At 64.8% G+C, this 22,409-nt stretch carries 18 protein-coding genes; 10 read left to right on the forward strand and 8 right to left on the reverse strand.

The window, feature by feature from the left end; genetic code table 11:
- Positions 1–57 precede the first annotated feature (57 nt).
- The 4 genes from AX725_RS15570 to AX725_RS15585 all read left to right on the forward strand — a co-directional run bounded on the left by AX725_RS15570 (position 58) and on the right by AX725_RS15585 (position 4,106).
- Complete coding sequence (locus AX725_RS15570; protein WP_060979626.1) at positions 58–375, forward strand: Hpt domain-containing protein; 318 nt, start codon at positions 58–60, stop codon at positions 373–375.
- A gap of 96 nt (positions 376–471) precedes the next feature.
- Positions 472–1,671 (forward strand): hypothetical protein, encoded by a 1,200-nt coding sequence (locus tag AX725_RS15575; protein ID WP_060979627.1) that lies wholly within the window; start codon positions 472–474, stop codon positions 1,669–1,671.
- Positions 1,672–1,743: 72 nt separating this feature from the next.
- Positions 1,744–2,733 carry a hypothetical protein gene (locus AX725_RS15580; RefSeq protein ID WP_060979628.1) on the forward strand — a complete coding sequence of 330 codons (990 nt, stop codon included), beginning with the start codon at positions 1,744–1,746 and terminating at the stop codon, positions 2,731–2,733.
- Positions 2,730–4,106, forward strand: a complete 1,377-nt coding sequence (locus AX725_RS15585; RefSeq protein WP_208598057.1) for a sensor histidine kinase — start codon at positions 2,730–2,732, stop codon at positions 4,104–4,106. The genes AX725_RS15580 and AX725_RS15585 overlap by 4 nt, the downstream gene beginning before the upstream one ends.
- Positions 4,107–4,133: 27 nt before the next feature.
- On the opposite strand, the gene AX725_RS15590 is transcribed toward AX725_RS15585, so the two are convergent.
- Entirely contained in the window at positions 4,134–4,586 is a 453-nt protein-coding gene (locus AX725_RS15590; RefSeq protein WP_156439061.1) for a hypothetical protein, read from the reverse strand.
- 197 nt (positions 4,587–4,783) lie between these two features.
- Here AX725_RS15590 and uvrA point away from each other — a divergent pair, with 197 nt between their 5' ends.
- From uvrA to AX725_RS15610, 4 genes are all read left to right on the forward strand, one after another.
- On the forward strand, positions 4,784–7,768 hold the full coding sequence (gene uvrA, locus AX725_RS15595) for an excinuclease ABC subunit UvrA (protein WP_066112531.1): 2,985 nt from the start codon (positions 4,784–4,786) through the stop codon (positions 7,766–7,768).
- Between the two features lie 325 nt (positions 7,769–8,093).
- Positions 8,094–9,818: an ATP-binding cassette domain-containing protein gene (locus tag AX725_RS15600; protein ID WP_208598060.1), complete on the forward strand. Its 1,725-nt coding sequence runs from the start codon at positions 8,094–8,096 to the stop codon at positions 9,816–9,818.
- The gene (locus tag AX725_RS15605; RefSeq protein WP_060979632.1) at positions 9,805–10,911 is read left to right on the forward strand and encodes an efflux RND transporter periplasmic adaptor subunit; all 1,107 of its coding nucleotides are present in this window, start codon (positions 9,805–9,807) and stop codon (positions 10,909–10,911) included. The genes AX725_RS15600 and AX725_RS15605 overlap by 14 nt, the downstream gene beginning before the upstream one ends.
- On the forward strand, positions 10,911–12,389 hold the full coding sequence (locus AX725_RS15610; protein WP_060979633.1) for a TolC family protein: 1,479 nt from the start codon (positions 10,911–10,913) through the stop codon (positions 12,387–12,389). The genes AX725_RS15605 and AX725_RS15610 overlap by 1 nt, the downstream gene beginning before the upstream one ends.
- 30 nt (positions 12,390–12,419) lie before the next feature.
- Here AX725_RS15610 and AX725_RS15615 read toward each other — a convergent pair whose 3' ends face one another.
- The 3 genes from AX725_RS15615 to AX725_RS15625 are packed head-to-tail and all read right to left on the reverse strand — an operon-like array spanning position 12,420 to position 15,401.
- Positions 12,420–13,193 (reverse strand): enoyl-CoA hydratase, encoded by a 774-nt coding sequence (locus AX725_RS15615; protein WP_060979634.1) that lies wholly within the window; start codon positions 13,191–13,193, stop codon positions 12,420–12,422.
- Complete coding sequence (locus AX725_RS15620; protein ID WP_060979635.1) at positions 13,190–14,245, reverse strand: enoyl-CoA hydratase/isomerase family protein; 1,056 nt, start codon at positions 14,243–14,245, stop codon at positions 13,190–13,192. The genes AX725_RS15615 and AX725_RS15620 overlap by 4 nt, the downstream gene beginning before the upstream one ends.
- Before the next feature lie 10 nt (positions 14,246–14,255).
- A complete protein-coding gene (locus AX725_RS15625) occupies positions 14,256–15,401 on the reverse strand; it encodes an acyl-CoA dehydrogenase family protein (RefSeq protein ID WP_060979715.1) in 1,146 nt (381 codons plus the stop codon).
- Positions 15,402–15,607: 206 nt separating this feature from the next.
- Here AX725_RS15625 and AX725_RS15630 point away from each other — a divergent pair, with 206 nt between their 5' ends.
- Positions 15,608–16,537: a DMT family transporter gene (locus AX725_RS15630; protein WP_067511873.1), complete on the forward strand. Its 930-nt coding sequence runs from the start codon at positions 15,608–15,610 to the stop codon at positions 16,535–16,537.
- Here the strand turns inward: AX725_RS15630 and AX725_RS15635 are convergent.
- The gene (locus tag AX725_RS15635) at positions 16,516–18,099 is read right to left on the reverse strand and encodes a long-chain-fatty-acid--CoA ligase (protein WP_099046551.1); all 1,584 of its coding nucleotides are present in this window, start codon (positions 18,097–18,099) and stop codon (positions 16,516–16,518) included. The two genes, AX725_RS15630 and AX725_RS15635, sit on opposite strands and share 22 nt — an antisense overlap.
- A 100-nt stretch (positions 18,100–18,199) precedes the next feature.
- Positions 18,200–18,841, reverse strand: coding sequence for a DUF938 domain-containing protein (locus AX725_RS15640; RefSeq protein ID WP_060979718.1), 642 nt, complete (start codon positions 18,839–18,841; stop codon positions 18,200–18,202).
- Between the two features lie 77 nt (positions 18,842–18,918).
- Here AX725_RS15640 and AX725_RS15645 point away from each other — a divergent pair, with 77 nt between their 5' ends.
- Positions 18,919–19,416 carry a methyltransferase family protein gene (locus AX725_RS15645; protein WP_060979636.1) on the forward strand — a complete coding sequence of 166 codons (498 nt, stop codon included), beginning with the start codon at positions 18,919–18,921 and terminating at the stop codon, positions 19,414–19,416.
- 46 nt (positions 19,417–19,462) lie between these two features.
- Here AX725_RS15645 and gcvPB read toward each other — a convergent pair whose 3' ends face one another.
- Both gcvPB and gcvPA read right to left on the reverse strand, forming a co-directional pair.
- The gene (gcvPB, locus tag AX725_RS15650) at positions 19,463–21,043 is read right to left on the reverse strand and encodes an aminomethyl-transferring glycine dehydrogenase subunit GcvPB (RefSeq protein ID WP_060979637.1); all 1,581 of its coding nucleotides are present in this window, start codon (positions 21,041–21,043) and stop codon (positions 19,463–19,465) included.
- On the reverse strand, positions 21,040–22,398 hold the full coding sequence (gene gcvPA, locus AX725_RS15655; RefSeq protein ID WP_060979638.1) for an aminomethyl-transferring glycine dehydrogenase subunit GcvPA: 1,359 nt from the start codon (positions 22,396–22,398) through the stop codon (positions 21,040–21,042). Before gcvPA ends, gcvPB begins: the two co-directional genes overlap by 4 nt.
- Between the last annotated feature and the right edge of the window lie 11 nt (positions 22,399–22,409).

A 22,409-nucleotide genomic window follows, 5' to 3' on the forward strand; every position in this document is an offset into this window, starting at 1 on the left:
CAGATTTTGCCCGGCCAGAAACTGAAAGTTAAGGCGGTTGGTCTATTCCGATGCTCCATGGCATATGAATCCGGAGCTTTGAACGCGGCGCTGGCCGCCGCTGTCGGCAGCGATCCCGATCTGGTCGCTGAGCTGCGCGGTGCCTTTATCGAGAGCGCCGCACGGCAGATCGACCTTCTGGGCCGGGCGCGGTGCGATGCCAACTGGCATTTCGCGGCGCTGCGGCTCAAGAGCCTGGCCGCCAGTTTCGGTGTGCAGGGCATTGTCGATCTGGCCGACCAGGCGCTCGAGGGTGCGCCGGGCGATCCCGTGGTCTTGCGCGAACTGGCCGCCGCGATGCGCGACTTCGGCGAGATCCCGGCCTCCGACCTGTAAACTTGCGCATTGCACCTTCGGCTGCGCCGCAGCTGGTTGGCATCCCCGTGCCCAACCGATAAGAGGGCCGCTCCCGTTCATCTGGAGCTCCATGACGTGCGTACCGCACTGATATCGCTGATCGAAACCGTGCCCGGCAGCACCGCGCTGCGCGGTGCGCTGCCGCTCGCGCACGGTCGGCTGGCGATGCTGCATATCGATCTGGCGGTCCAGGCGGGCGCTGGCGAAATCCTGTGCCTCGTCGGCACGGTCGACGATCGCATCCGCGAGATCGAGGGCTATGCCGCTCAGCGAGGACTGGCGTTTCACCTGGTACGATCGGTTGCCGATATCAGCGTGCGGCTTGCCAGCGAGGACGAACTGCTGGTGATCGCGGATGGTCTGTATGTCGCTCCCGCCGACATGGACAGGCTCGCCCGCGAGACTGGACCCTTCGTCGCCAGCTTCGCCCCCGGTGACGGCGCGCGCGTGCTGATCGAGCGGTTCGAGCGGATCGATATCAACCATGTCTGGGCGGGGCTCGCCTGTGTTCGTGCACGCGATCTGGTCGAGGCGCGCGACCTTCCCGAAGACTGGAGCATCCAGTCTGCGTTGCTGCGCCTGGCGGTGCAGCGAGGCTATCGGCGCGAGGTGCTGCCGTTCTCGCTGGCCGAAGCCGGGCGGATCGCGATCGTGCGCGAAGCGGGAGAAGCCGAGATACTCGCTCTGCAGGAGCTGGCCGGAGTATCGGGAGGGCTGGGCGGCAAGGTCGTTCAGACCGGCGCGATGGCCTCGCTGGCAAGACGCGTCTGGTCGGCCGGATGGAGCCGCCCGGCGCTCAGGCTCGCGGGCATCGGCCTGCCCGTGATCGGCATCGGTATGGCAGGCGCGGGATGGGGCATGGCGGCGCTCGCCATGCTCGTGATGGGGCGCGCGGCGGGCCATGCCGCCAACCGGCTGTTCGGGCGCTTTGTCGGCAGTCTGACAAGGCCTGCCGAACAGATCGCGCGCGACATGGCGTTCGCGATCGCCTTCATCATCGTCACGGTGCTCAGCGTGGCCGCGTCGGACCGGCTGTCCGGGCTGTTCGCGGCGTTGCTGCTGCCGGGTCTTGCCACCGTGCTGGACCGGGTGCCGGGACCGCTGCCGCAGCTGTGGCGCAGGCTTGCGGGATCGGCTAGTCTCGTCGCCCTGGCGGCCATGGTTGCGTTGCCGCTCGGCCTGCTGATGCCGATGCTGATGCTGTGGAATCTCGCGCTGACGGGGCTTTTGCTGTGGCAGACGCACCGCGCGCCGCTTGCAGCGGACAAGGCCTGAACCCATATCGATGGCAGGGCGCTGATCCTTTCAACTAACAGCATTTTAACCAGCCATTGGTAGGGCAAGGCGATGAGTACCGACATGGCCCCCGCACGCCCGACCTTACGGGACGTAGGCGCGCTGCTGCGCCAGGCCGACGTTCAGGCCCGGCAGGCCATGGCGGTCCCCACGATGGTGCGCCAGCAATTGCTCCCCGAACAGGCCCAGGCGCTGCGTGAGGACGACCTCAGCCTTACCGGCGGCTTTGTCGAATCGCTGGCCGTGCAGCTCGCCGAGGCGCTCACCGGCTCGGCCGATCTGGGTCCGGACATAGCGCGCCATGTGGTGCTGGCGCATGCCCCGACCACGCGGCTGCTGTTTGCCCGCGCCATCGAAGCGCGGCTTTGCCGCCAGTCCTCGCTGGTCGGCCACGGAACACCCGAATTGCCTCCACGTGTCGAAGCCCAAGTGGGCGATGCACAGGACGAGCTTGCCGAAGCCGCGATGGCACTGATCATCGCGCAGAGCCGGTTTCTGAGCCGCGCACAGGCATTCGCGATCGACACCGGCGAACTGCCGCCCGAGACGCTGCACGGAGTGGTGCGGAGATGCCTGGCCTTTCTGCAGGAACGCCCGGATAGCGACCCGCTGGAGCTGAACAGGGCGGCTGCAGCATTTCTGCAAGGCTTTGACGAGCGTCGCGGACGCCCGCACCGGCTGATGCGGTTCTGCCATTTGTTCGAACTGCCCCGCAGCGCGGAAGCCTGGTCGCTCGCCGAAAATGGCGCGAGCCTGACCGTCGCGATGCTGGAACGGGCGAGTGGGCTCCCCGCCGATCTTCTGTTCGACATGCTGCGCGATGCCGATCTCGCGCGGCTGGCCGTGGTCTTGCGCGCCTGTGGCCTGGAGACCGATTTGGCCGCCGGGCTGCTGCAAGGGCTGGCTGCCCTCGCCTCCTTGCGACCTGACGCCTTGCCGCCTGCCGCAGACCTGCGCGCGCTCGTTCCGGAGGATGCGGCCCGGCTCGTGGCAGGCTGGCGCAATCTCGATCCGCTGGCGCATCCGGGAGCCCTGTGGTGATCGCTCGCGCCAATCCTTCGGAGGCAGGCCCGGCAAGCGCCAAGGCCGATTCCCCACACGTCGTGAAGATTGATCGCGACGGGCGGCTGCTGCATGCCGACGCCCGGGTGGCTGAGCTGCACAAGGCGCTCGGTGGTGCAGAGGGCGAGGTGCTCGCCATTCCCGCGCTGCTCGATCTGGCCCGCCACGCGATGCGGCTGGGCATGCGCCTGTCGCGACCGCTGACGATTATCGGCCCGAAGGAATCGGTCGATCTGTGGTGCGACTGCGAACCGGGTACGCAAGGGATCGATCTCCGGATCAGCCAGTGGCGAGAAAGACCGCTGCCCGAAGCCGGACCTGCCGCCCCGCTGCCCATCTTCGTGCCTTCTTCCGAGACAAGCGTGGATATTCGCGTCGATCCGCTCGGCCGCATCCTGCATGTGCAGGATATGGTGACGCTGCCGGCTCACTGGGATGCCGAGCGCGTCACGCTGAAGCCCGTGGGCGCGCTGATCGCGACCGAGGATGGCGCGCCGCTGGTGCTGGCGGATTGTCACAACGGCGTGCGCGTCCGCCTGATCGGCGACCCCCGGTGCTGGACCCTGTATCGCTCTCGCAGCGATGCTGGCGCCGGATGGAACCTGCAACTGACCGAAGCGCCCGCCGCACCGGAGCCGCAAGCCGCCCCTTCCCCCCCGCCGCTGTTCGATGGCGAACGCCTCGCGCATATGTTCGGCAGCCAGATCGGACCGGCGCTGCGCCAGCCGATCGGACGGATCATCGCCAATGCCGAGACCATCGGTGGTCGGCTCGAGGGACCGTTGCGTTCGGATTATGCCGGCTATGCTGGAGATATCGCCTCAGCCGGACGACACCTGCTGGCGCTGATCGACGATCTGGCGGATCTGGAAGCGATCGAAGCCAGCGGGTTCAGCGCTGCGAGCGAACCGGTCGATCTTGCCGATCTCGCCCGGCGCGCAGCGGGTCTTCTCGCGCTCAAGGCCGCCGACCGCTCGATCCGGATCGACAAGCCTGCCGAGGACGAAAGCCTGGCTGCGACCGGCGAATTCCGACGCGTGCTTCAGGTCCTGCTCAATCTGCTGGGCAATGCCATCAATTACGCGCCCGATGGATCGATGATCTGGCTGCGGCTCGACGAGGGTCCGGATTGGGCCAGCGTGACCGTCGCCGATCAGGGACCCGGGCTTTCGGAAGAAGATCAGCAGCGGCTGTTCAACAAATGGGAGCGGCTGGGCCGTAGCGGCGACGGCGGCAGTGGCCTCGGCCTGTACATATCGCGGCGGCTGGCGCTCGCGATGCAGGGCGACCTGACAGTAGAAAGCGCGCCCGGACAGGGGGCGCGCTTTACCTTGGTGTTGCCGAAAATATAGGGCGCGCGCCACGAGGCGCGCCCCAGTTCATTTTGGCGTGACGGGCGCCTGCGCACAGCGCTTGCGGTCGCCAGCGTTGCAGGCGGCAACATCGGCTTCCCACTGCGTGTAGATGGCGTCGTAGAGCTTCTTCACCTCGGCATATTCGGACTCGGCCCGCGCGCGCGAATCGACCGTATTCTCGTACAGCTTCATCTGGTTTTCGTAGCTGGAACGGCGCGCCTCGTAATTCGCGAGATTGGCGGCATTCTGCGCGAGCTGTGCGTTCGACGCTTGCACCTGCGCAGCATTGGCGGCTTCGCGCTCCGCCTGTTCCGCGGGCGTGCTCGGATTGCGGGTAACGGGCGACGGCTCCATGGATCCGCTATCGGGCTCAGCGGCGGCGGGGGCACTGGCCTGCTGTGCGAAAGCGGGCATGGCGAGCGCCGAAGCAGTCAAAGCGATGGCCAGCGAGGCGCGGCTGAACGGGCGAAAAGTCATCATCATATTCCCTCAAGACAAAGTTGATCTCGATTAACACGGCTACGATCATCGCTCAAAGCGGTTCCATTCGTCGCACGCCGCGCCCTTGCAGCCAGCGTGCCGCAGCACCATGTTCCGCCCGCGACCCGGCTCCAGCGCCGCACCGTGCTTTCTGCCGCTTGCCAGCGGAACATCAATAGAACATAAGGCCGTTCATGCTCACTCACATCTCTGTGCGCGGCGCGCGCGAACATAATCTCAAGGGCGTGGACATTGATCTGCCGCGCGATCAGCTGATCGTCATCACCGGGCTTTCTGGCAGCGGCAAGTCGAGCCTGGCGTTCGATACCATCTATGCCGAGGGTCAGCGGCGCTATGTCGAGTCGCTCTCGGCCTATGCGCGCCAGTTCCTCGAGATGATGCAGAAGCCCGATGTCGAGCATATCGACGGGTTGAGCCCCGCGATCAGCATCGAGCAGAAGACCACCAGCCGCAATCCGCGCTCGACGGTCGCGACCGTCACTGAAATCTACGATTACATGCGCCTGCTCTGGGCACGCGTCGGCGTGCCTTATTCGCCCGCGACCGGCCTGCCGATCACCGCGCAGACCGTCAGCATGATGGTCGACCGCGTAATGGCACTACCCGAAGGCACGCGCTTCTATCTGCTCGCGCCCGTCGTGCGTGGTCGCAAGGGCGAATATCGCAAGGAACTGGCCGAGTGGCAGAAAGCCGGTTTCACCCGCGTACGCATCGACGGCGAGATGTACGAGATCGACGCCGCGCCTGCGCTCGACAAGAAATACAAGCATGACATCGAGGTCGTCGTCGACCGCATGGCGGTGCGTGAGGGCATCGAGACACGGCTGGCCGACAGTTTCGAGACCGCGCTCAAGCTCTCCGATGGGCTGGCCTATGTGGATCTGGCCGATGGGACGGTAAATGCCCTCTCCCCTTCAGGGGAGAGGGAGGAGCCGCGCAGCGGCGGAGGGAGAGGGGAAAATGCATCCGATGCGCCTGCCCCCCTCCCAACCCTCCCCCCTAAAGGGGAGAGGGCGCAAAAGGGCATGAAGAACGCGGGCATCCCCGACAACCGCATCATCTTTTCCGAACGCTTCGCCTGTCCTGTATCGGGCTTTACCATCGAGGCGATCGAACCGCGGCTGTTCTCGTTCAATGCGCCGCAAGGCGCCTGCCCCGCTTGCGATGGCCTTGGCGAGAAGATGTATTTCGACCCGCAGCTGGTCGTCCCCAACGAGGAACTGAGCCTCAAGAAGGGCGCGATCGTGCCCTGGGCGAAATCAAACCCGCCCTCGCCCTATTACATGCAGGTGTTGGCCAGCCTGGCGCGCGAATTCGGTTTCTCGCTCGATACGCCATGGCAGGACCTGCCCGGCGAGGCGCGGCTGATCATCCTGCACGGCACGGCGGGCAAGCCGGTGACGCTGCGCTTTCAGGACGGGCGCAAGAGCTATGAGGTCAAGAAGCCGTTCGAAGGCGTGATCGGCAATCTGAACCGCCGCATGCTGCAGACCGACAGCGCCTGGATGCGCGAGGAACTGAGCAAGTATCAGACCGCGCAGCCCTGCGAAGTCTGCGATGGCGCGCGCCTGAAACCCGAAGCGCTTTCGGTCAAGGTGGCGGGCGAGGACATCTCGATCTCGACCCGCCGCTCGGTCGCCGATGCGCTGCATTTCTTCGAGACGCTGAGCGACAAGCTCGGGCCGCAGCAGCAGCAGATCGCCAAGGCGATCCTCAAGGAAATCATCGAGCGGCTTGGTTTTCTCAACAATGTCGGGCTGGATTACCTGAACCTCGACCGGACCTCGGGCACGCTCTCGGGCGGCGAATCGCAGCGCATCCGGCTCGCCAGCCAGATCGGCAGCGGTCTTTCGGGCGTGCTCTATGTGCTCGACGAACCGAGCATCGGCCTGCACCAGAAGGACAATGACCGGCTGCTGGTGACATTGAAGCGCCTGCGCGATCTGGGCAACACCGTGATCGTCGTCGAGCATGACGAGGATGCGATCCGCACCGCCGATTATATCGTCGATCTCGGCCCCGGCGCCGGCGTGCATGGCGGCGAAGTCGTCGCCAAGGGCACGCTGCCCGAGCTGCTCAAGGCGAAGGATTCGCTGACAGCGCAGTACCTTACCGGCGAACGCAGGATCGAGGTGCCCAAGAAGCGGCGCAAGGGCATTGGCAAGAAGCTGACCGTGCACAACGCGCGCGCCAACAACCTCACTGGGGTGACCGCCTCTATCCCGCTCGGAACCTTCACATGCATTACCGGCGTGTCGGGATCGGGCAAGTCCAGCTTCACCATCGACACGCTGTTTGCCGGCGCCGCGCGCGCGCTCAACGGCGCGCGGATCATCGCGGGGCCGCATGACAAGATCACGGGTCTCGAACATTGCGACAAGGTGATCGACATCGATCAGTCGCCGATCGGTCGCACCCCGCGTTCGAACCCGGCGACCTATACCGGCGCCTTCACCAACATCCGCGACTGGTTTGCCGGGCTGCCCGAGAGCCTTGCGCGTGGCTACAAGCCGGGCCGGTTCAGCTTCAACGTCAAGGGTGGGCGTTGCGAGAAATGTCAGGGCGATGGCGTCATCAAGATCGAGATGCACTTCCTGCCCGATGTGTATGTGACCTGCGAGGAATGCGGCGGAAAGCGCTATAATCGCGAGACTCTCGAGGTGAAGTTCAAGGGGCACTCGATTGCCGATGTGCTCGACATGACGGTCGAGGATGCGGTCGAGTTCTTCAAGGCAGTCCCGCCGATCCGCGACAAGATGGCGATGCTGTGGGAAGTGGGCCTGGGCTATGTCAAGGTCGGCCAGCAGGCGACCACCCTGTCCGGTGGCGAGGCGCAGCGCGTCAAGCTCGCCAAGGAACTGTCGCGCCGCTCGACCGGGCAGACGCTGTACATCCTCGACGAACCGACCACCGGGCTGCATTTCGAGGACGTGCGCAAGCTGCTTGAGGTGCTGCACCGGCTGGTCGAACAGGGCAACAGCGTGGTGGTGATCGAGCACAATCTCGACGTCATCAAAACTGCGGACTGGATCATCGACATGGGCCCCGAAGGCGGGGTCAAGGGCGGTCAGATTGTTGCTGAAGGCACTCCCGAACAGGTCGCCAAGGTCGCAGGCAGCTATACCGGTCAGTATCTGGCTCCGCTGCTCAAGCGATAAGGCGTCCGCGCGCCGAGCCCGCGGCGCGGGTTCGGGCGCAATCGGTCGGCTCTTGGCACGTTGTAGACGATCGCAAACCGGTGGTGGGTCACGCTTGTGCATGGCCCGGCCTTCAGCCATGACAATATCCGCCATAACATGGATCAATCGGCCCGGATAACCGTTCGACCAGCGGCAGGTTAGTCTATATCATGGAAAACTGCGTTCGGGGGGAAGCTTCCCGATAGAAAAAACCAATTGCTCCGATAAACCGCTTTCGAATGGGCTTATCGGCGAGGTCGCCTATTTCGTGCGCTGGCGACCTTGGAACAACGGGCAGGCAAAAATGGCATCATCTTCCGAACACCATATCATGGGCGCGCGCGAGGCTATTCGCTGGATGTTTGGCCTGTTGAAGGGCGAACGCAGCTTTCTTGCGCTGGCGCTGGTCTATGGTGTCGCGATCTCCGTGCTGTCGCTGGCAACACCGATTTCGGTGCAGATGCTGATCAATTCGGTCGCGAATACCGCGCTGGTGACCCCGCTGGTGACCCTGGCAGGCACGCTGCTCGGACTGCTGCTGATCGCGGTGCTGCTGTCTGCGCTGCGCATCTACACGATGGAACTCTTTGCCCGGCGTTTCTATTCGCGCCAGGTTGCGGAGATCACCATCCGTTCGATCCATGCCCGCAACCCGTTTTTCGAGGACAGCAAGCGACAGGACCTGTTCAACCGCTATTTCGACGTCAACACCGTGCAGAAGGCGGTTCCGAGCCTGCTGATCGGCGGCTTCACGATCATCCTGCAATCGGCGGTGGGCTTTGCCGTCACCGCTTTCTATCACCCGTTCTTCCTGGCCTTCAACCTGATCGTCATCGGGCTCGCCGTGCTGATTCTGCTGGTCTGGACGCGCGGCGCGATCCGATCGGGCATCGCGCTCAGCCATGCCAAATATGATGCTGCGCGCTGGCTCGAGAATGTCGGCGCGTCGAACGGCTTCTACAAGTCGGGCCGTCACGTCGATTACGCACTCGATGGTTCCGAAGCCGTCACCGCCACTTATGTCGCGGCCAAGGCCAAGCACTTCCGCTACACCATGTCGCAAACCGTGGCCTTTCTGCTGCTTTACGCGCTGGCAAGCTCTGGCCTGCTCGCGCTGGGTGGCTGGCTGGTTATCCAGGGCGAACTGTCGATCGGCCAGCTTGTGGCCGCCGAGCTCATCTTGTCTGCCGCGTTTTTCGGTCTCGGCCAGATGGGTGCCTATCTCGATACCACCTACGATCTGATCGCTGCGGCCGAGGAAATCGGACTGATCTATCAGATCGAGCAGGAGGAAGAGATTCGCGAAGGCCAGGATGCGATCAGCGGCAGCGATCTGGTTCTGCGTCGGGTGACCCATAGCGCAACCGCGCCCGGCATTACGCTCGACATCTCGATCCCTGCGGGCACGCAGCTGATCGCGCAGGCGCAGAATCATGGCATCCAGCGGCTGTTCACGCACGCGATGAAGCGCTATCTGACCCCGGAAACCGGCGTGGTCACTCTGGGCGGGCAGGACATTGCGATGGTCGACATGTTCCGGTTGCGCAGCGAGATCATCGTGCTCGACCGTCCGACGATCGTCCAGGCCAGCATTCGCGATTACCTGCGCCTTGCTGGCCCCGAAACGACGTCGGGCGATGTGCTCAAGGCGCTTGCGCTCGTGCGGCTCGAGGATCGGGTGATGCGCTTGCCCGACGGTCTGGACACGCAGCTGTCGACCAGCGGCTGGCCATTGTCCTATGCCGAGGCGCTTCGCCTGAAGCTGGCCGGCGCGATGCTCAAATGTCCGCGCCTGCTGATCCTCACCGGGCTTTTCGACATGATCGACCCCGCCATTCTTGCCGATGTCCGCGCCGCCATGCGCGCCGAAGGATCCACCGTCATCCAGTTCACTTATCGCCCCTCGGGCACCGAAGGTTGCCGCTATCTCTGGTTGGGTGATGATGGGCAGAGGATCATCGATGACCCCGCAGAGTTCCTAAGCATCGTCGATCGCAAGGCAGAGGAGGCAGCCCATGGCAACGCGTGATCGCGCCCTGGTTCGCTTCCGCACGCTTGCGGCCCAGCGAACCCCCCGCCCCCTGCGCGCCATCGCGCTGATGGTGGTGCTCTCCCTCGCCGCCGCGATCGTGTTCATGATCTACGTGCCCTGGATCCAGACCGCCTATGGCGCGGGCCAGGTGATCGCGCTCAACCCGCAGGACCGGGTGCAGAACGTGACGGCGCTGGTCTCCGGCCGCATCGAGCGCTGGTATGTCGAGGATGGCGCCGTCGTGCGCGAAGGCGATCCGATCGTCCAGATTTCCGACAACGATCCGATGCTGCTTGAGCGCCTGCGTGTCGAGCGCAGCCTGGCCGAAGCCAAGGCCGCCGCGGCCGCCTCTGCGCTCAGCACCGCACGCAACGATGTCGGCCGAACCGGCACCCTGTTTTCCGAGGGCCTGGCATCGCGGCGCGAGAATGAACTGGCGCGCATCAAGGTTGCAGAAATGGAGGCCAAGCTCGCCGAAGCGCGCGCCGCCATCACCCAGATCGACATCAATCTCGCGCGCCAGTCGCTCCAGCTCGTCCGCGCCCCGCGCAACGGAGTGATCCAGCGGATCAGCGGCGGGGACAAGGCAACCATGGTCTCGCAGGGCGATGTCCTGGCAACCTTTGCGCCGACCGAAGCCAAGCGTGTGGTCGAAATCTATGTCGACGGCCGTGATGCGCCGCTGATTCGCAAGGGCCAGCAGGTGCGGCTCGAGTTCGAAGGCTGGCCCGCGATCCAGTTTTCCGGCTGGCCCTCGGTCGCGCGCGGCCTGTTCGATGGTGAGGTACAACAGGTCGACCTCGCCGCCTCGCAGAACGGGCTGTTCCGCGTGCTTGTTCGCGAAGCTCCGGGCAAGGCCCGCTGGCCGGGTGAACCCTATGTCCGCCTGGGCGCCAATGTGCGCGGCTGGGTGGCGATGGAGCAGGTCTCGGTCGGCTTCGAACTGTGGCGCCAGCTCAATGACTTCCCGCTGCAGAACCCGGCGCTCACCGAGCAGGGCAGCACCGGCATGACGCAGACCGGAGGCAAGGCATCGTCCTCGTCGTCCTCGTCGTCGGGCTCCTCGAGCAGCTCTTCGGGGAAGAAGTGATGCGCAAGGCATGGATGCTGACCGGGCTGGCCGTTTCGGCCTTGCTCGCTGTTCCGGTCGGAGCGCAGCCGCTCCCTGCCCCGGTCAGCGCGCCCGATCAGGTGCCGTCGTCGCGCGGATTGCAGCTGTCCGAGGTGCTGGCGTCGTCACGCCGCTTTGCGCCGAGCATTCTCGAGGCGCTGGCCAATACGCGCGCGGCGGATGGACGGGTGCTGGCGAGCGAAGGCGCATTCGACCTGCTGTTCAGCGGCGAAGGCTTTTCGCGCATCGCGGGCTTTTACGATGGCACCTATGTGCAGGGAAAGGCGATCCAGCCGCTCACCAACAATGGTGGCCAGCTGGAAGCGAGCTACCGCGTCTCGCGCGGCGACTTTCCGGTCTATGAGGACTACAGCTTCACCGACCGGCTGGGCGAGCTCAAGGTGCGCGGCGTTTTCGCGCTGCTGCGCGACCGCTATATCGACGATCGCCGCTTCGGCCAGCGCAACGCGCTGATCGAGCGCGACATTGCCGGGCTCGACGCGCTGATCATCGCGATCGGCGTGCAGCAGCGGGCGATCCAGGCCTATGGCCAATGGGTCGCGGCAGGCCAGCAGGTCCGCGTCTATCGCTCGCTGGTCGGCCTGGCGCAGGACCGGCAGGACGGTATCCGCCGCCAGGTGCAACTGGGCGCGCGGGCTGCCATCCTGTTGACTGAAAACGAACAGAATTTGCTGCGCCGTCAGTCGCTTCTCGTCGCCGCCGAGCGCGATCTGGCCAATGCGGCCCAGCGGCTCTCGCTGTTCTGGCGCGATGATGATGGGCGGCCGCGTGTGGCGACGCCCGCAGATCTGCCGACATCGCTGCCGATGGTCCGCCAATTGCGCGACACCGATCCCGCAGCGGTGCTGGCGCGGCGCCCGGATATCCAACTGATCGAGCAGCGCCTCGCGCAGGGCGAGGCGAAGCTCGAACTCGAACAGAACAAGCTGCTGCCTTCACTGCGTCTGTTTGCCGAGGCGGGCAAGGATTTCGGCGAGCAGGGACTGGGCGGGCGCTCGCGTGATCCGTTCGAGGCGGTAATCGGGTTCACCTTCTCGATGCCGCTGCAGAACCGCGCCGCCAAGGGCAATGTCGCGGCGGCCGAGGCCTATATCAACGCACTCGAATGGAAGCGGCGGCAGAGCGAGGAACAGATTCTGGCCGAGATCGCGCAGCTTTCGACCAACCTGACAGCAGCCGAGCGGCTCGCAGTGCTCGCGCGCGACGAAGAGGTTCAGGCGGAAAAGCTCGCCGCCGGGGAGCGGCGGCTGTTCCAGGCCGGCGCAAGCGACTTCTTCCTCGTCAACCTGCGCGAGGATGCGGCGGCCAACGCAGCGATCCGCAGACTCGATGCCGAGTTCCGCCTCGCCCAAGCCCGCGCCGATCTGGTCGCTGTTGCGGCCGATCTCGATGCGCTGCAGCTGGGCGAAGACCTTACCGGCGCGCTGCAGCCCTGACCGGAGCCAAGGCCGCGGTCAGACGCGCGGTCAGCGCCCCGTCCATTTGCCAGGGCGCTTTTCGACGAACGCCGCCATGCCTTCCTTCTGGTCCTCGCTGCCGAACAGGCCGTGGAACAGGCGGCGTTCGAACACCACGCCCTGCTGCAGCGTCGTTTCGAACGCGGCATTGACCATTTCCTTGACCGCCAGCGTTGCGAGCGGTGCCATGCCGGCGATCGTCTGAGCCGCCCTGACCGCTTCGTCGACCAGATCGGCCAGCGGCACGACGCGCGCGACGAGACCCGATTGTTCGGCCTCGGTGGCGTCCATCATCCGCCCGGTCAGGCACATGTCCATGGTCTTGGCCTTGCCGATGGCGCGCGCCATGCGCTGCGATCCGCCCATGCCGGGGGTCACGGCGAGCTTGATCTCGGGCTGGCCGAACTTGGCATTGTCAGCCGCGATGATGAAATCGCACATCATGGCAAGTTCGCAGCCGCCGCCCAGCGCATAGCCGGCGACCGCCGCAATCACCGGCTTGCGGGTCGCGGTGACGCGATCATACCCAGCGAAGAAGTTGCTGCCGTACATGTCGGCAAAGCTCTGGGTCGACATCTCCTTGATGTCGGCACCGGCGGCAAAGGCCTTTTCGCTGCCGGTAAGGACTGCGCAGCCCTGCGACGGATCGGCATCGAACGCGCCCAGCGCCGCGATCAGATCGGCGAGCACCTGGCTGTTCAGCGCATTGAGCGCCTGCGGACGGTTGAGCGTGATCAGCGTGACGGCACCGCGCTGTTCGACGAGAAGCGTTTCGTAGGTCATCGGGCAATCTCCAGGGGGGTCCAGGCCTGATCCTCAGGCAGCGGCGCAAAGATGGTGTCGAGCAGCGCGTCGGTGACACCTTCGGCGGTGTCGGGGTTCCAGCGCGGCGCATTGTCCTTCTCGATGATCAGCGCGCGCACGCCCTCGATGAAGTCGTGCATCTGCACCACGCGCGCGCCGATCGCATATTCCTGGCGCATTTCAGCAGCAAAGTCAGCCATTTGCGCGCCTTCCTTGAGCTGACGCAACGCCACCTTGCAGGTCTGGGGCGACTTGGTCGAGAGCGTCTTCAGTTCCTTCGCACTCCAGTCCGATCCATCGGCTTCGAGCGCGGCGAGAATGTCCTCGTAGCGATCCGAGGCAAACAGCTGGTCGATCTGCTCGCGATTGCCCAGGATGCGCGCCTCGGGTGGGGCGACCGACAGATCGGAAAGAATGGCGTCCACATCCTGCGGCGCGGCGGCGATGCGCTGTTTCGCTTCGGCGAGCTTTTCGGCAGGCAGATAATGTGTCGCCAGACCCAGCGCATGGCATTCGGCGCCATCGAGCCGTGCTCCGGTGAGCGCGAGAAATTGTCCCACCCGGCCCGGCAGGCGCGAGAGGAACCAGCCGCCGCCCACATCGGGGAACAGGCCTATCCCCGTCTCCGGCATCGCAAAGCGCGTGTTCTCGGTCGCGATGCGATAGCGCGAGGGCATGGCAAGGCCGACGCCGCCGCCCATGGTGATGCCGTCCATGAAGGCGATCACCGGCTTGGGATAGACGAACAGCAGGTGGTTGAGGCGATATTCGACGAAGAAGAACTCGCGCGCCTCTGTGCCATCGGCCGCGCCGCTGGTCGCGAGCATGCGGATGTCTCCGCCCGCGCAGAAGCCGCGCCCTTCGGCATGATCGATCATCACCGCATCGATCGCCGGATCGGTCATCCAGCCGACAAGCGCTTCGGTCATCGCCTGGCACATCGGTGTGGTCAGCGCGTGGATGGCACCAGGGCGGTTGAGGCTGATGACGCCGGTGCGTCCCTCGATACGGGTGAGAATATCGCTGGTCATGGCAGTTCCCTTACTGGCGCAGCATCTCGCGCGCGACGATCATCCGCATCACCTGGTTGGTGCCTTCGAGGATCGAGTGCACGCGCAGATCACGCCAGAAGCGCTCGATCGGATAGTCCTGCAAATAGCCATATCCACCAAAGAGTTGCAAAGCATCGTTGACAATCTTCGAACCGCTGTCGGTGCTCAGACGCTTGGCCATCGCGGCGAACTTGGTCTTGTCGGGGGCGTTGGCGGTCACCTTGGCGGCGGCGAGATAGAGCAGCGCGCGCGCCGCCTCGAGATCGGTCGCCATGTCGGCGAGCATGAACTGGGTGTTCTGGAAATCGTTGATCCGCTTGCCGAACTGCTTGCGGTCATTGGTATAGGCGATTGCCTCGTCGAGGCAGCGCTGCGCCCCGCCCAGCGAGCACGCACCGATGTTCAGGCGGCCGCCGTCCAGACCCATCATCGCGAAACGAAAGCCATCGCCTTCGGCTCCGACCCGGTTGGCCACGGGAATGCGCGCATCCTCGAAGATTACCTGCGCGGTGGGCTGGCTGTGCCATCCCAGCTTCTTCTCGTTCGCGCCGAAGCTGACACCGGGCGTGTCCTTGTCGATCACCAGGCAACTGATCCCCTTGGGACCATCCTCGCCGGTGCGGACCATGGTGACATAGACGTCGTTCGCGCCCGCGCCGCTGATGAACTGCTTGGAGCCGTTGAGCACATAATGGTCGCCATCGCGCACCGCCTTGGTCTTGAGCGCGGCAGCGTCCGATCCCGATCCCGGCTCGGTCAGGCAATAGCTGGCGATCTTATCCATCGTGACGAGGTCGGGCAGATAGCGCGCCTTGAGCTCGTCCGAACCGAAGCTGTCGATCATCCAGGCGGCCATGTTGTGGATCGAGATGAACGCACTGGTCGAGGGGCAGCCATAGGCCATCGCCTCCATGATCAATGCTGCCTCGAGCCGCCCCAGGCCGATACCGCCGCTTTCCTCGCTGACATAGATCGCAGCGAAACCAAGATCCGCCGCCTCCTTGATGGTGTCGCGCGGGAAGATATGCTTCTCGTCCCATTCGGCGGCAAAGGGCGTGATACGGTCGGCGGTGAACTTGCGTGCCGCTTCCTGGATGGCAAGCTGGTCTTCGGTGAGCTCGAACTGGTCGGTCATGGTCATCCTGTGGCCTGTTGCGGGGAATGCCGCTTTTGATCTGGCGATTAATCCAACCGGGTGGCTTTGGCCAGAGTGCAGGCCCCTGTCCTTTTGGGCCAAGGTGATGCGAAAATGCAGGAAACTTGGCGCTTGGTCGCGATAATGCGGCGAAACTGCGCATTGCCGGGATGACGCGCGCGCTTGCTGCTGTTAGCAGGGCTGCGATGGACCTGCCCGAACCGACTCCTGCCCCTGGTGAGCACCGGAACCAGGCGCTTTCTGCCATCGTCATCCGGTTGTTCGCCGCCATTTCGATCACCGCGATGTTCGCCTGCGTCAAGCTCGCCTCCGACCGCGGGGTGCATGTGCTGGAGAGCGTGTTCTATCGCCAGCTGGCCGGAATCATCGTGCTGATCCCGATTGCGCTGGCGGGGCCCGGGCTCGCTGCGCTGCGTACGGATCGTCCCTGGGCGCATGTCAGCCGGATGGTTATCGGCATGGTTGCGATGTCGCTGAACTTTCTGTCCTTCGCGCTGCTGCCGATTGCCGAAGCGACCGCCATCGGCTTCATGGTGCCAATTGTCGCCACCTTGCTTTCGATCGTGCTGCTGAAAGAAGCAGTCGGAGTACACCGCTGGAGTGCGATTGCAGCCGGGCTCGCGGGCGTGCTGATCGTGGTGCAGCCTGGCGACGGGCACATTCCGATGCTCGGTGCGATCGTGTCCTTGGCCGGCGTGGCGGTGACGGCCTTTGTCAGCATCATCATCCGCAAGCTCGGAGAGACCGAGAATCCGATCACGACGATGTTCTGGTTCTCGCTGAGCTCCATGGTGCCACTGGGCATTGCCATGCTGTTCGTCGGCCAGATGCACGACGCGCACACCTGGGGCATCATCGCGCTGATGGGGCTGTTCGGGGCCTTTGCACAGCTGGGCATCACCTGGTCGCTGCGCCTCGCACCGGTATCGGTGGTGCTGCCGATGGACTATTCCAGCCTCATCTGGGCGGCGCTGTTCGGCTATCTCATCTGGGACAAATGGCCGGTGCCCGCGACCTGGATCGGGGCACCGCTCATCATCGGCTCCGGCATGTACATCGCGCTGCGCGAGAACCGGCTGGCGAAGCTGCGCGATCAGGCGACCGCGCGCTCCTGACCCTCCCAATATGGCGCGCGCAATTCGCGCCGCAGGATCTTGCCCGTGGCATTGCGCGGCATTTCCGGAATGACATCCACGCTCTTGGGAGCCTTGAACGGTGCGATCCGCTCGCGGGCCCAGGCGATGACCGATGCCGGATCGACCTCGTGCCCCGGCTTCGGCACGACCACGGCCTTGACCGCCTCACCCCACTTCTCGTCGGGAATGCCGATCACCGCGACCTCGAGCACATCGGGATGCCCGAAGATCGCGTTCTCGACCTCGGCGGGATACACGTTCTCGCCGCCCGAGATGATCATGTCCTTCACCCGGTCCTGGATATAGACATAGCCGTCATCGTCCATATAGGCCGCATCTCCCGTGCGCAGCCAGCCATCGCCATCCACCGTCTCGCGGGTCTTGGCGTCGTTGCGCCAATAGCCGGTCATGTTGAGCGGTGAGCGCGTGGCGATCTCGCCGATCGTGCCGTTGGGCACCGGGTTGCCTGCCGCATCGATGATCCGGATCTCGACCCCGGGAAGCGCCTTGCCAGCGGAACGCATCCGCTGGTTGCCATTGGGGTCATGGTCTTCCGGGGGCAGCGCGCAGAAAGTGCCAGTGGTTTCGGTCATGCCATATTGCTGGCAGAATTCCGCGCCCATCACGTGCATGCACTGGCGGAGCAATTCGAGCGGGATCGGCGCGGCACCGTACATGACGAGCTTGAGCCGCGCCCAGTCGGTCGTCGCGGCGCGCGGATGGTTGACCACCATCTGCAGCGCGGTCGGCACCAGGAACATGTGCGTGACGCCGTCGCTCACGCAATCGAGCACCGCATCGGGCGAGAATTCGGCGCGGATGACCGCGCGGCAGCCATTGTAGAAGGCGATCGTGCCGACACCCGATCCGGCAATATGTGCGACGGGCATGATGACCAGCATCGAATCCTCGGCACTCACCTTGTACCAGTCTACATCCGATGCCTCGATGATCGGTCGTAGCGCAAACATGTTGCGGTTGCACAGCACTGCGCCCTTGGGATGCCCGGTCGTGCCCGAGGTGTAGAGCTGCAGCACCCCGCGCTCGGGATCGACCTGCGGCAAGGCAGCATCGCCCTGCGCGTTCGCCCAGGCGTCGAGCGATTGCAGGCCCGAGGCGTCGCTCTCGACATCGATCAGCAGCGTCTTCAGGCTGTCCAGCCCCTCGGCTGCCGCCTTGGCGGTCTCGGCGGAAAAGGGCTGGCAGACCAGCAGCGCCGCCCCGGTATCGGACAGGATATAGCGCACTTCGGGCACCGCGAGCCGCCAGCCCACCGGCACCATCGCGAGACCGGCGCGGCTCGCAGCGATCAGCAGCGTGAAATAGAGGCTCGCATTCTTGCCCAGCCAGGCGATGCGGTTGCCTGGCGTCAGGCCCGAAGCGACAAAAGCGCGGGCATAGCGATCTGCCATTTGGTCGAGCTCGCGATAGCTGATACGGGTGATGCCATCATCCATGGCGATGGCGTCGGGTCGCTCTTCGGCCCAGTAGCGGATGGTGGAACCCAAGTCGGTACGCGCATTGGTGGCGGTAGCCAGCATCTCTCTCTCCCACAGGTTCGGCAGGGGGGCGGACCTTTGCGGCCCTGCCCTCGCTCGCACAGGCTAGGCAGAAAGGCTGGCGCTTGACAATAGATTTGCGTCAGGCGCGCCGATAGACGAGCGACAGGTTGTTCGCGGGCATCTCGATCAGCTCGCCGCGCACGAAGCCGCATGCAGCGGCAGCACCGTCGATATCGGCAACATCACGCAACCCCCAATCGGGATTGCGCGCTTTCAGCGAGGCGTCGAACGCCAGGTTGCTGTCGGCCGTCATGACGTCATCACGCACGAACGGGCCATAGAGATACAGCGGCGCACCGGCGGGCAGCAGCGCGGCGGCGTGGCGCAAGAGCGCCAGCGTCGCGCTCCACGGGCTGATATGCACCATGTTGATGCACAGGATCGCATCGGCACATCGGGCGGGCCAGGCTTCCTGCTCGACATCGATCGACACGGGAGGAAGGACATTGACAACGCCGCTTTCTGCCGTCCAGGCAGCGATCGAGCGGAGCGCGGACTGCTCGCAATCGCTCGGCTGCCATTGCAGATGTGGAAAGGCCGCTGCGAAATGCACGACATGCTCTCCGCTGCCGCTGGCAATCTCGAGCACCACGCCGCTTTCGGGAAGGATCTTGCGCAGCACCTGCGCGATGACATCGCGGTTGCGCAGCGTCGCGGGGGCATGGCGGCGGGCTTCGCTGCCCGCCTCGTCGATCAACCAGGGCCTGGGTTCGGTCATCATGGCATCATGGCGCGAAGCGCGGCTATCGGCAATCGTTTGGCTTGCGTCGGCCACGGTGAGGCTCCAGTTTGGGCAATATGGACGACGAACCACCCCAATTGCCGCGCATCGACCCCAGCATTGCGCCATCGGTGGGTTTTCCGCCGCCGCTGGTGTTCCTTGGTTTCCTGATGCTCGGCCTTTTGCTCGACGACGTCATGAGCCTGCCGCCCATACCGATGGGCCGCGCGTTGGAATGGCCGGGCTTTGCACTGATGATGGCAGGGATAGGGCTGATCATCGTCTCATTGGGCATGTTCAGCGCCTATGGCGAGGATCCCCAGCCCTGGACACCGAGCCAGGCCATCATCGCGCGCGGACCCTATCGGCACAGCCGCAACCCGATGTATCTGGGCATGCTGATGATACAGCTGGGCTATGCGCTGTGGGAGGCGAGCATGGGCGTGCTGGCCTTTGTGCCGTTCGCCTTCATCGCCATCGACCGGGCCGTGATTGCCAAGGAAGAGAGTTACTTGCGCCGCAAATTTGGCAAGGCGTTCGAGGACTATTGCGCGCGCGTGCGCCGCTGGATCTGACGAAAAAGCCCGCCCGGTGCAGAACCGGGCGGGCAGTCCGAAGGGATCACTCTGCAGCTTCGGCCTGTTCGACCACCGGCTCGGTCCAGACCAGTACCGGTTTGCGTGCAGCCTGGGTCTCGTCGAGGCGGCGACGCGGCGCGAAGTGCGGCGCGCTGTGCAGCGAGGGATCGCCCTGCTTGGCGCGCAGGGCCACCGAACGCAGCGCGCCGATGAACTCGTCGAGCGCAGCCTTGCTCTCGGTCTCGGTCGGTTCGACCAGCATGGCGCCGTGCACCACCAGCGGAAAATAGACCGTCATCGGGTGGAAGCCCTCGTCGATCAGCCCCTTGGCGATATCGAGCGTCGAGAAGCCCTCAGCGAGACCGTTGTCCGAGAACAAGGCCTCATGCATGCAGGGTCCGGCACCCGCGAAGGGCGCGTCGAGCACGTCCTCGAGCGAACGCAGCACGTAATTGGCGTTGAGCACCGCATCCTCGGCGACCTGGAGCAGGCCGTCGGCACCGTGGCTCAGGATATAGGTCAGTGCGCGGCTGAACATGCCCATCTGGCCGTGAAAGGCGACCATGCGGCCGAAGCTGGAGGCGTGGTGGTCCTCCATGCTCTCTTCCTCTATCAGCGCGAGCTTGCCGTCCTCGGTGCGCTCCACGAACGGAAGCGGCGCAAACGGGGCGAGCGCCTCGGAGAACACCACCGGACCCGAACCGGGGCCGCCGCCGCCATGCGGGGTGGAGAAGGTCTTGTGCAGGTTGATATGCATCGCGTCGACGCCCAGATCGCCCGGACGCACCTTGCCGACCACCGCGTTGAAGTTCGCGCCATCGCAATAGACGAAGCCGCCCGCCTCATGCACCGCATCCGAGATGATCTTGAGATCGCGCTCGAACAGGCCGCAGGTATTGGGGTTGGTGATCATCACGCCCGCGACATCGGGGCCGAGCCGGGCCTTCAGCGCATCGACATCGACACGGCCGTCGGGCTTGGCGGGAATGTCCTCGACCTGATAGCCGACGAACGCCGCGGTCGCAGGGTTGGTGCCGTGCGCGCTTTCGGGGACCAGGATGACCGAACGCTTGTCGCCGCGCGCTTCGAGCGCCGAACGGATCGCGAGGATGCCGCAAAGTTCGCCATGCGCGCCCGCCTTGGGCGACATCGCGACGCCGGCCATGCCGGTCAGCTTGACCAGCCATTCGCCCAGCTCGTCGATGACCGCCAGCGCGCCCTGCACCGTGTGGATCGGCTGCAGCGGGTGGATATCGGCAAAACCCGGAAGCCGCGCCATCTTCTCGTTGAGGCGCGGGTTGTGCTTCATCGTGCACGATCCCAGCGGGAACAGGCCGAGGTCGATGGCATAGTTCTGACGGCTGAGGCGCGTGTAATGGCGCACCGTTTCCTGCTCCGAAAGGCCTGGCAGACCGATGGCGGCCTTGCGCTCCAGCCCGCCGAGCCGCGAGGCGGCCTTCGGGGCTTCAGGCAGATCGACGCCGGTGCGGTTCGAATCGCCGATCTCGAAGATCAGCGCTTCCTCGAGCATCAGTGCGCGGTTGCCGGTGCTGGTCGCCTGCGCCGAGGATGCGGCGCTATCCTCGGCAGGTCGGGTGGGGCGTCCCTGATTGTTCATGCTCATGCCAGCAGCTCCTCAAGGTTCGTGGCAAAGGCTTCGATGTCTTCGAGCGTCGCGGTCTCGGTGACGGCAACGACCAGTCCGTTGGCAAGGTCAGCTTCTTCCGGATACAGGCGGCCCAGCGAGACGCCGCCCAGGATCCTGCGATCCGCCAGCGCACGCACGATCGTCCGAGCATCCTTGGGAAGAACCAGTGTGAACTCGTTGAAAAAGCTCGCGTTGAGTAGCTTGACGCCCGGAACCTTCTCCAGCCGTTCGGCAGCGCTCACCGCCATCGCATGGTTGACCTCTGCGAGACCGCGCAGGCCCTTTTCGCCGAGCAGCGTCATGTGAATGCTGAAGGCCAGCGCGCACAGGCCGCTATTGGTGCAGATGTTGCTCGTCGCCTTTTCGCGGCGGATATGCTGTTCGCGGGTCGACAATGTCAGCACGAAGCCGCGCTTGCCCTCGGCATCGACGGTCTCGCCGCACAGACGGCCCGGCATCTGGCGCACATATTTCTGCTTGCAGCCGAACAGGCCCACATAAGGCCCACCGAACTGCAGGCCGACGCCGAGCGACTGGCCTTCACCCACGACGATATCCGCGCCCATCTCGCCGGGGCTGCGCAGCGCGCCCAGCGCCACCGGCTCGGTGACGACCGCGATCAGCAGCGCGCCGGCGGCCTGAGTCGCTTGCGCGAGCGCCGACAAATCCTCGACGCGGCCGAGAATGTCGGGATATTGCACCACGACGCAGCTGGTATTCTTGTCGATCTGACCGATCAGGTCGGCAATGTCGGTCTCGGGCTTCAGGCTCGGTGCCTGATGCACCAGCGCATCGCCAGTGAAGCGCGCCATGGTCTTGGCAACGCCGACATAATGCGGGTGCAGGCCCGAGGACAGCAAGGCGGTGGCGCGCTTGGTGATGCGCCGCGCCATGCCGATCGCTTCCCAGCACGCGGTCGAGCCATCGTACATCGATGCGTTTGCGACATCGCAGCCGAGCAGCCGGGCGACCTGGGTCTGGAATTCGAACAGCATCTGCAGCGTGCCCTGCGCGATTTCCGGCTGATAGGGCGTGTACGCCGTCAGGAACTCGCCGCGCTGGATCAGATGATCGACCGAAGCAGGGACATGGTGCCGATAGGCGCCCGCGCCCATGAAGAAGGGCACGTCGCCCGCGACCAGATTCTGGCTGGCCAGCGCTTTCATGTGCCGCTCCACCGCCATTTCGGGCGCGTGCATCGGCAGGCCGTGGATCGGACCGGTCAACCGGGCCTCTTCGGGGATATCGATGAACAGGTCGTCGATCGAGGCTGCGCCGATCGTGGCGAGCATCGCGCTGCGATCCTGGTTGTTGAGCGGGAGATAGCGCATTGCGACTAATG

Origin of the sequence: Blastomonas sp. CCH9-A1, from assembly GCF_001557175.1 — a bacterium.
Taxonomy (GTDB): domain Bacteria; phylum Pseudomonadota; class Alphaproteobacteria; order Sphingomonadales; family Sphingomonadaceae; genus Blastomonas; species Blastomonas delafieldii_A.

Bases quoted from the DNA above. Each gene is read 5' to 3' on its own strand.
- AX725_RS15605 (WP_060979632.1), top strand. From the start codon at position 9,805: ATGGCAACGCGTGATCGCGCCCTGGTTCGCTTCCGCACGCTTGCGGCC.
- AX725_RS15600 (WP_208598060.1), top strand. From the start codon at position 8,094: ATGGCATCATCTTCCGAACACCATATCATGGGCGCGCGCGAGGCTATT.
- AX725_RS15630 (WP_067511873.1), top strand. From the start codon at position 15,608: ATGGACCTGCCCGAACCGACTCCTGCCCCTGGTGAGCACCGGAACCAG.
- AX725_RS15635 (WP_099046551.1), bottom strand. From the start codon at position 18,099: ATGCTGGCTACCGCCACCAATGCGCGTACCGACTTGGGTTCCACCATC.
- AX725_RS15625 (WP_060979715.1), bottom strand. From the start codon at position 15,401: ATGACCGACCAGTTCGAGCTCACCGAAGACCAGCTTGCCATCCAGGAA.
- AX725_RS15615 (WP_060979634.1), bottom strand. From the start codon at position 13,193: ATGACCTACGAAACGCTTCTCGTCGAACAGCGCGGTGCCGTCACGCTG.
- AX725_RS15645 (WP_060979636.1), top strand. From the start codon at position 18,919: ATGGACGACGAACCACCCCAATTGCCGCGCATCGACCCCAGCATTGCG.
- AX725_RS15580 (WP_060979628.1), top strand. From the start codon at position 1,744: ATGAGTACCGACATGGCCCCCGCACGCCCGACCTTACGGGACGTAGGC.
- AX725_RS15620 (WP_060979635.1), bottom strand. From the start codon at position 14,245: ATGACCAGCGATATTCTCACCCGTATCGAGGGACGCACCGGCGTCATC.
- uvrA (WP_066112531.1), top strand. From the start codon at position 4,784: ATGCTCACTCACATCTCTGTGCGCGGCGCGCGCGAACATAATCTCAAG.
- AX725_RS15570 (WP_060979626.1), top strand. From the start codon at position 58: ATGGCATATGAATCCGGAGCTTTGAACGCGGCGCTGGCCGCCGCTGTC.
- gcvPA (WP_060979638.1), bottom strand. From the start codon at position 22,398: ATGCGCTATCTCCCGCTCAACAACCAGGATCGCAGCGCGATGCTCGCC.
- gcvPB (WP_060979637.1), bottom strand. From the start codon at position 21,043: ATGAGCATGAACAATCAGGGACGCCCCACCCGACCTGCCGAGGATAGC.
- AX725_RS15590 (WP_156439061.1), bottom strand. From the start codon at position 4,586: ATGACTTTTCGCCCGTTCAGCCGCGCCTCGCTGGCCATCGCTTTGACT.
- AX725_RS15640 (WP_060979718.1), bottom strand. From the start codon at position 18,841: ATGATGACCGAACCCAGGCCCTGGTTGATCGACGAGGCGGGCAGCGAA.
- AX725_RS15610 (WP_060979633.1), top strand. From the start codon at position 10,911: ATGCGCAAGGCATGGATGCTGACCGGGCTGGCCGTTTCGGCCTTGCTC.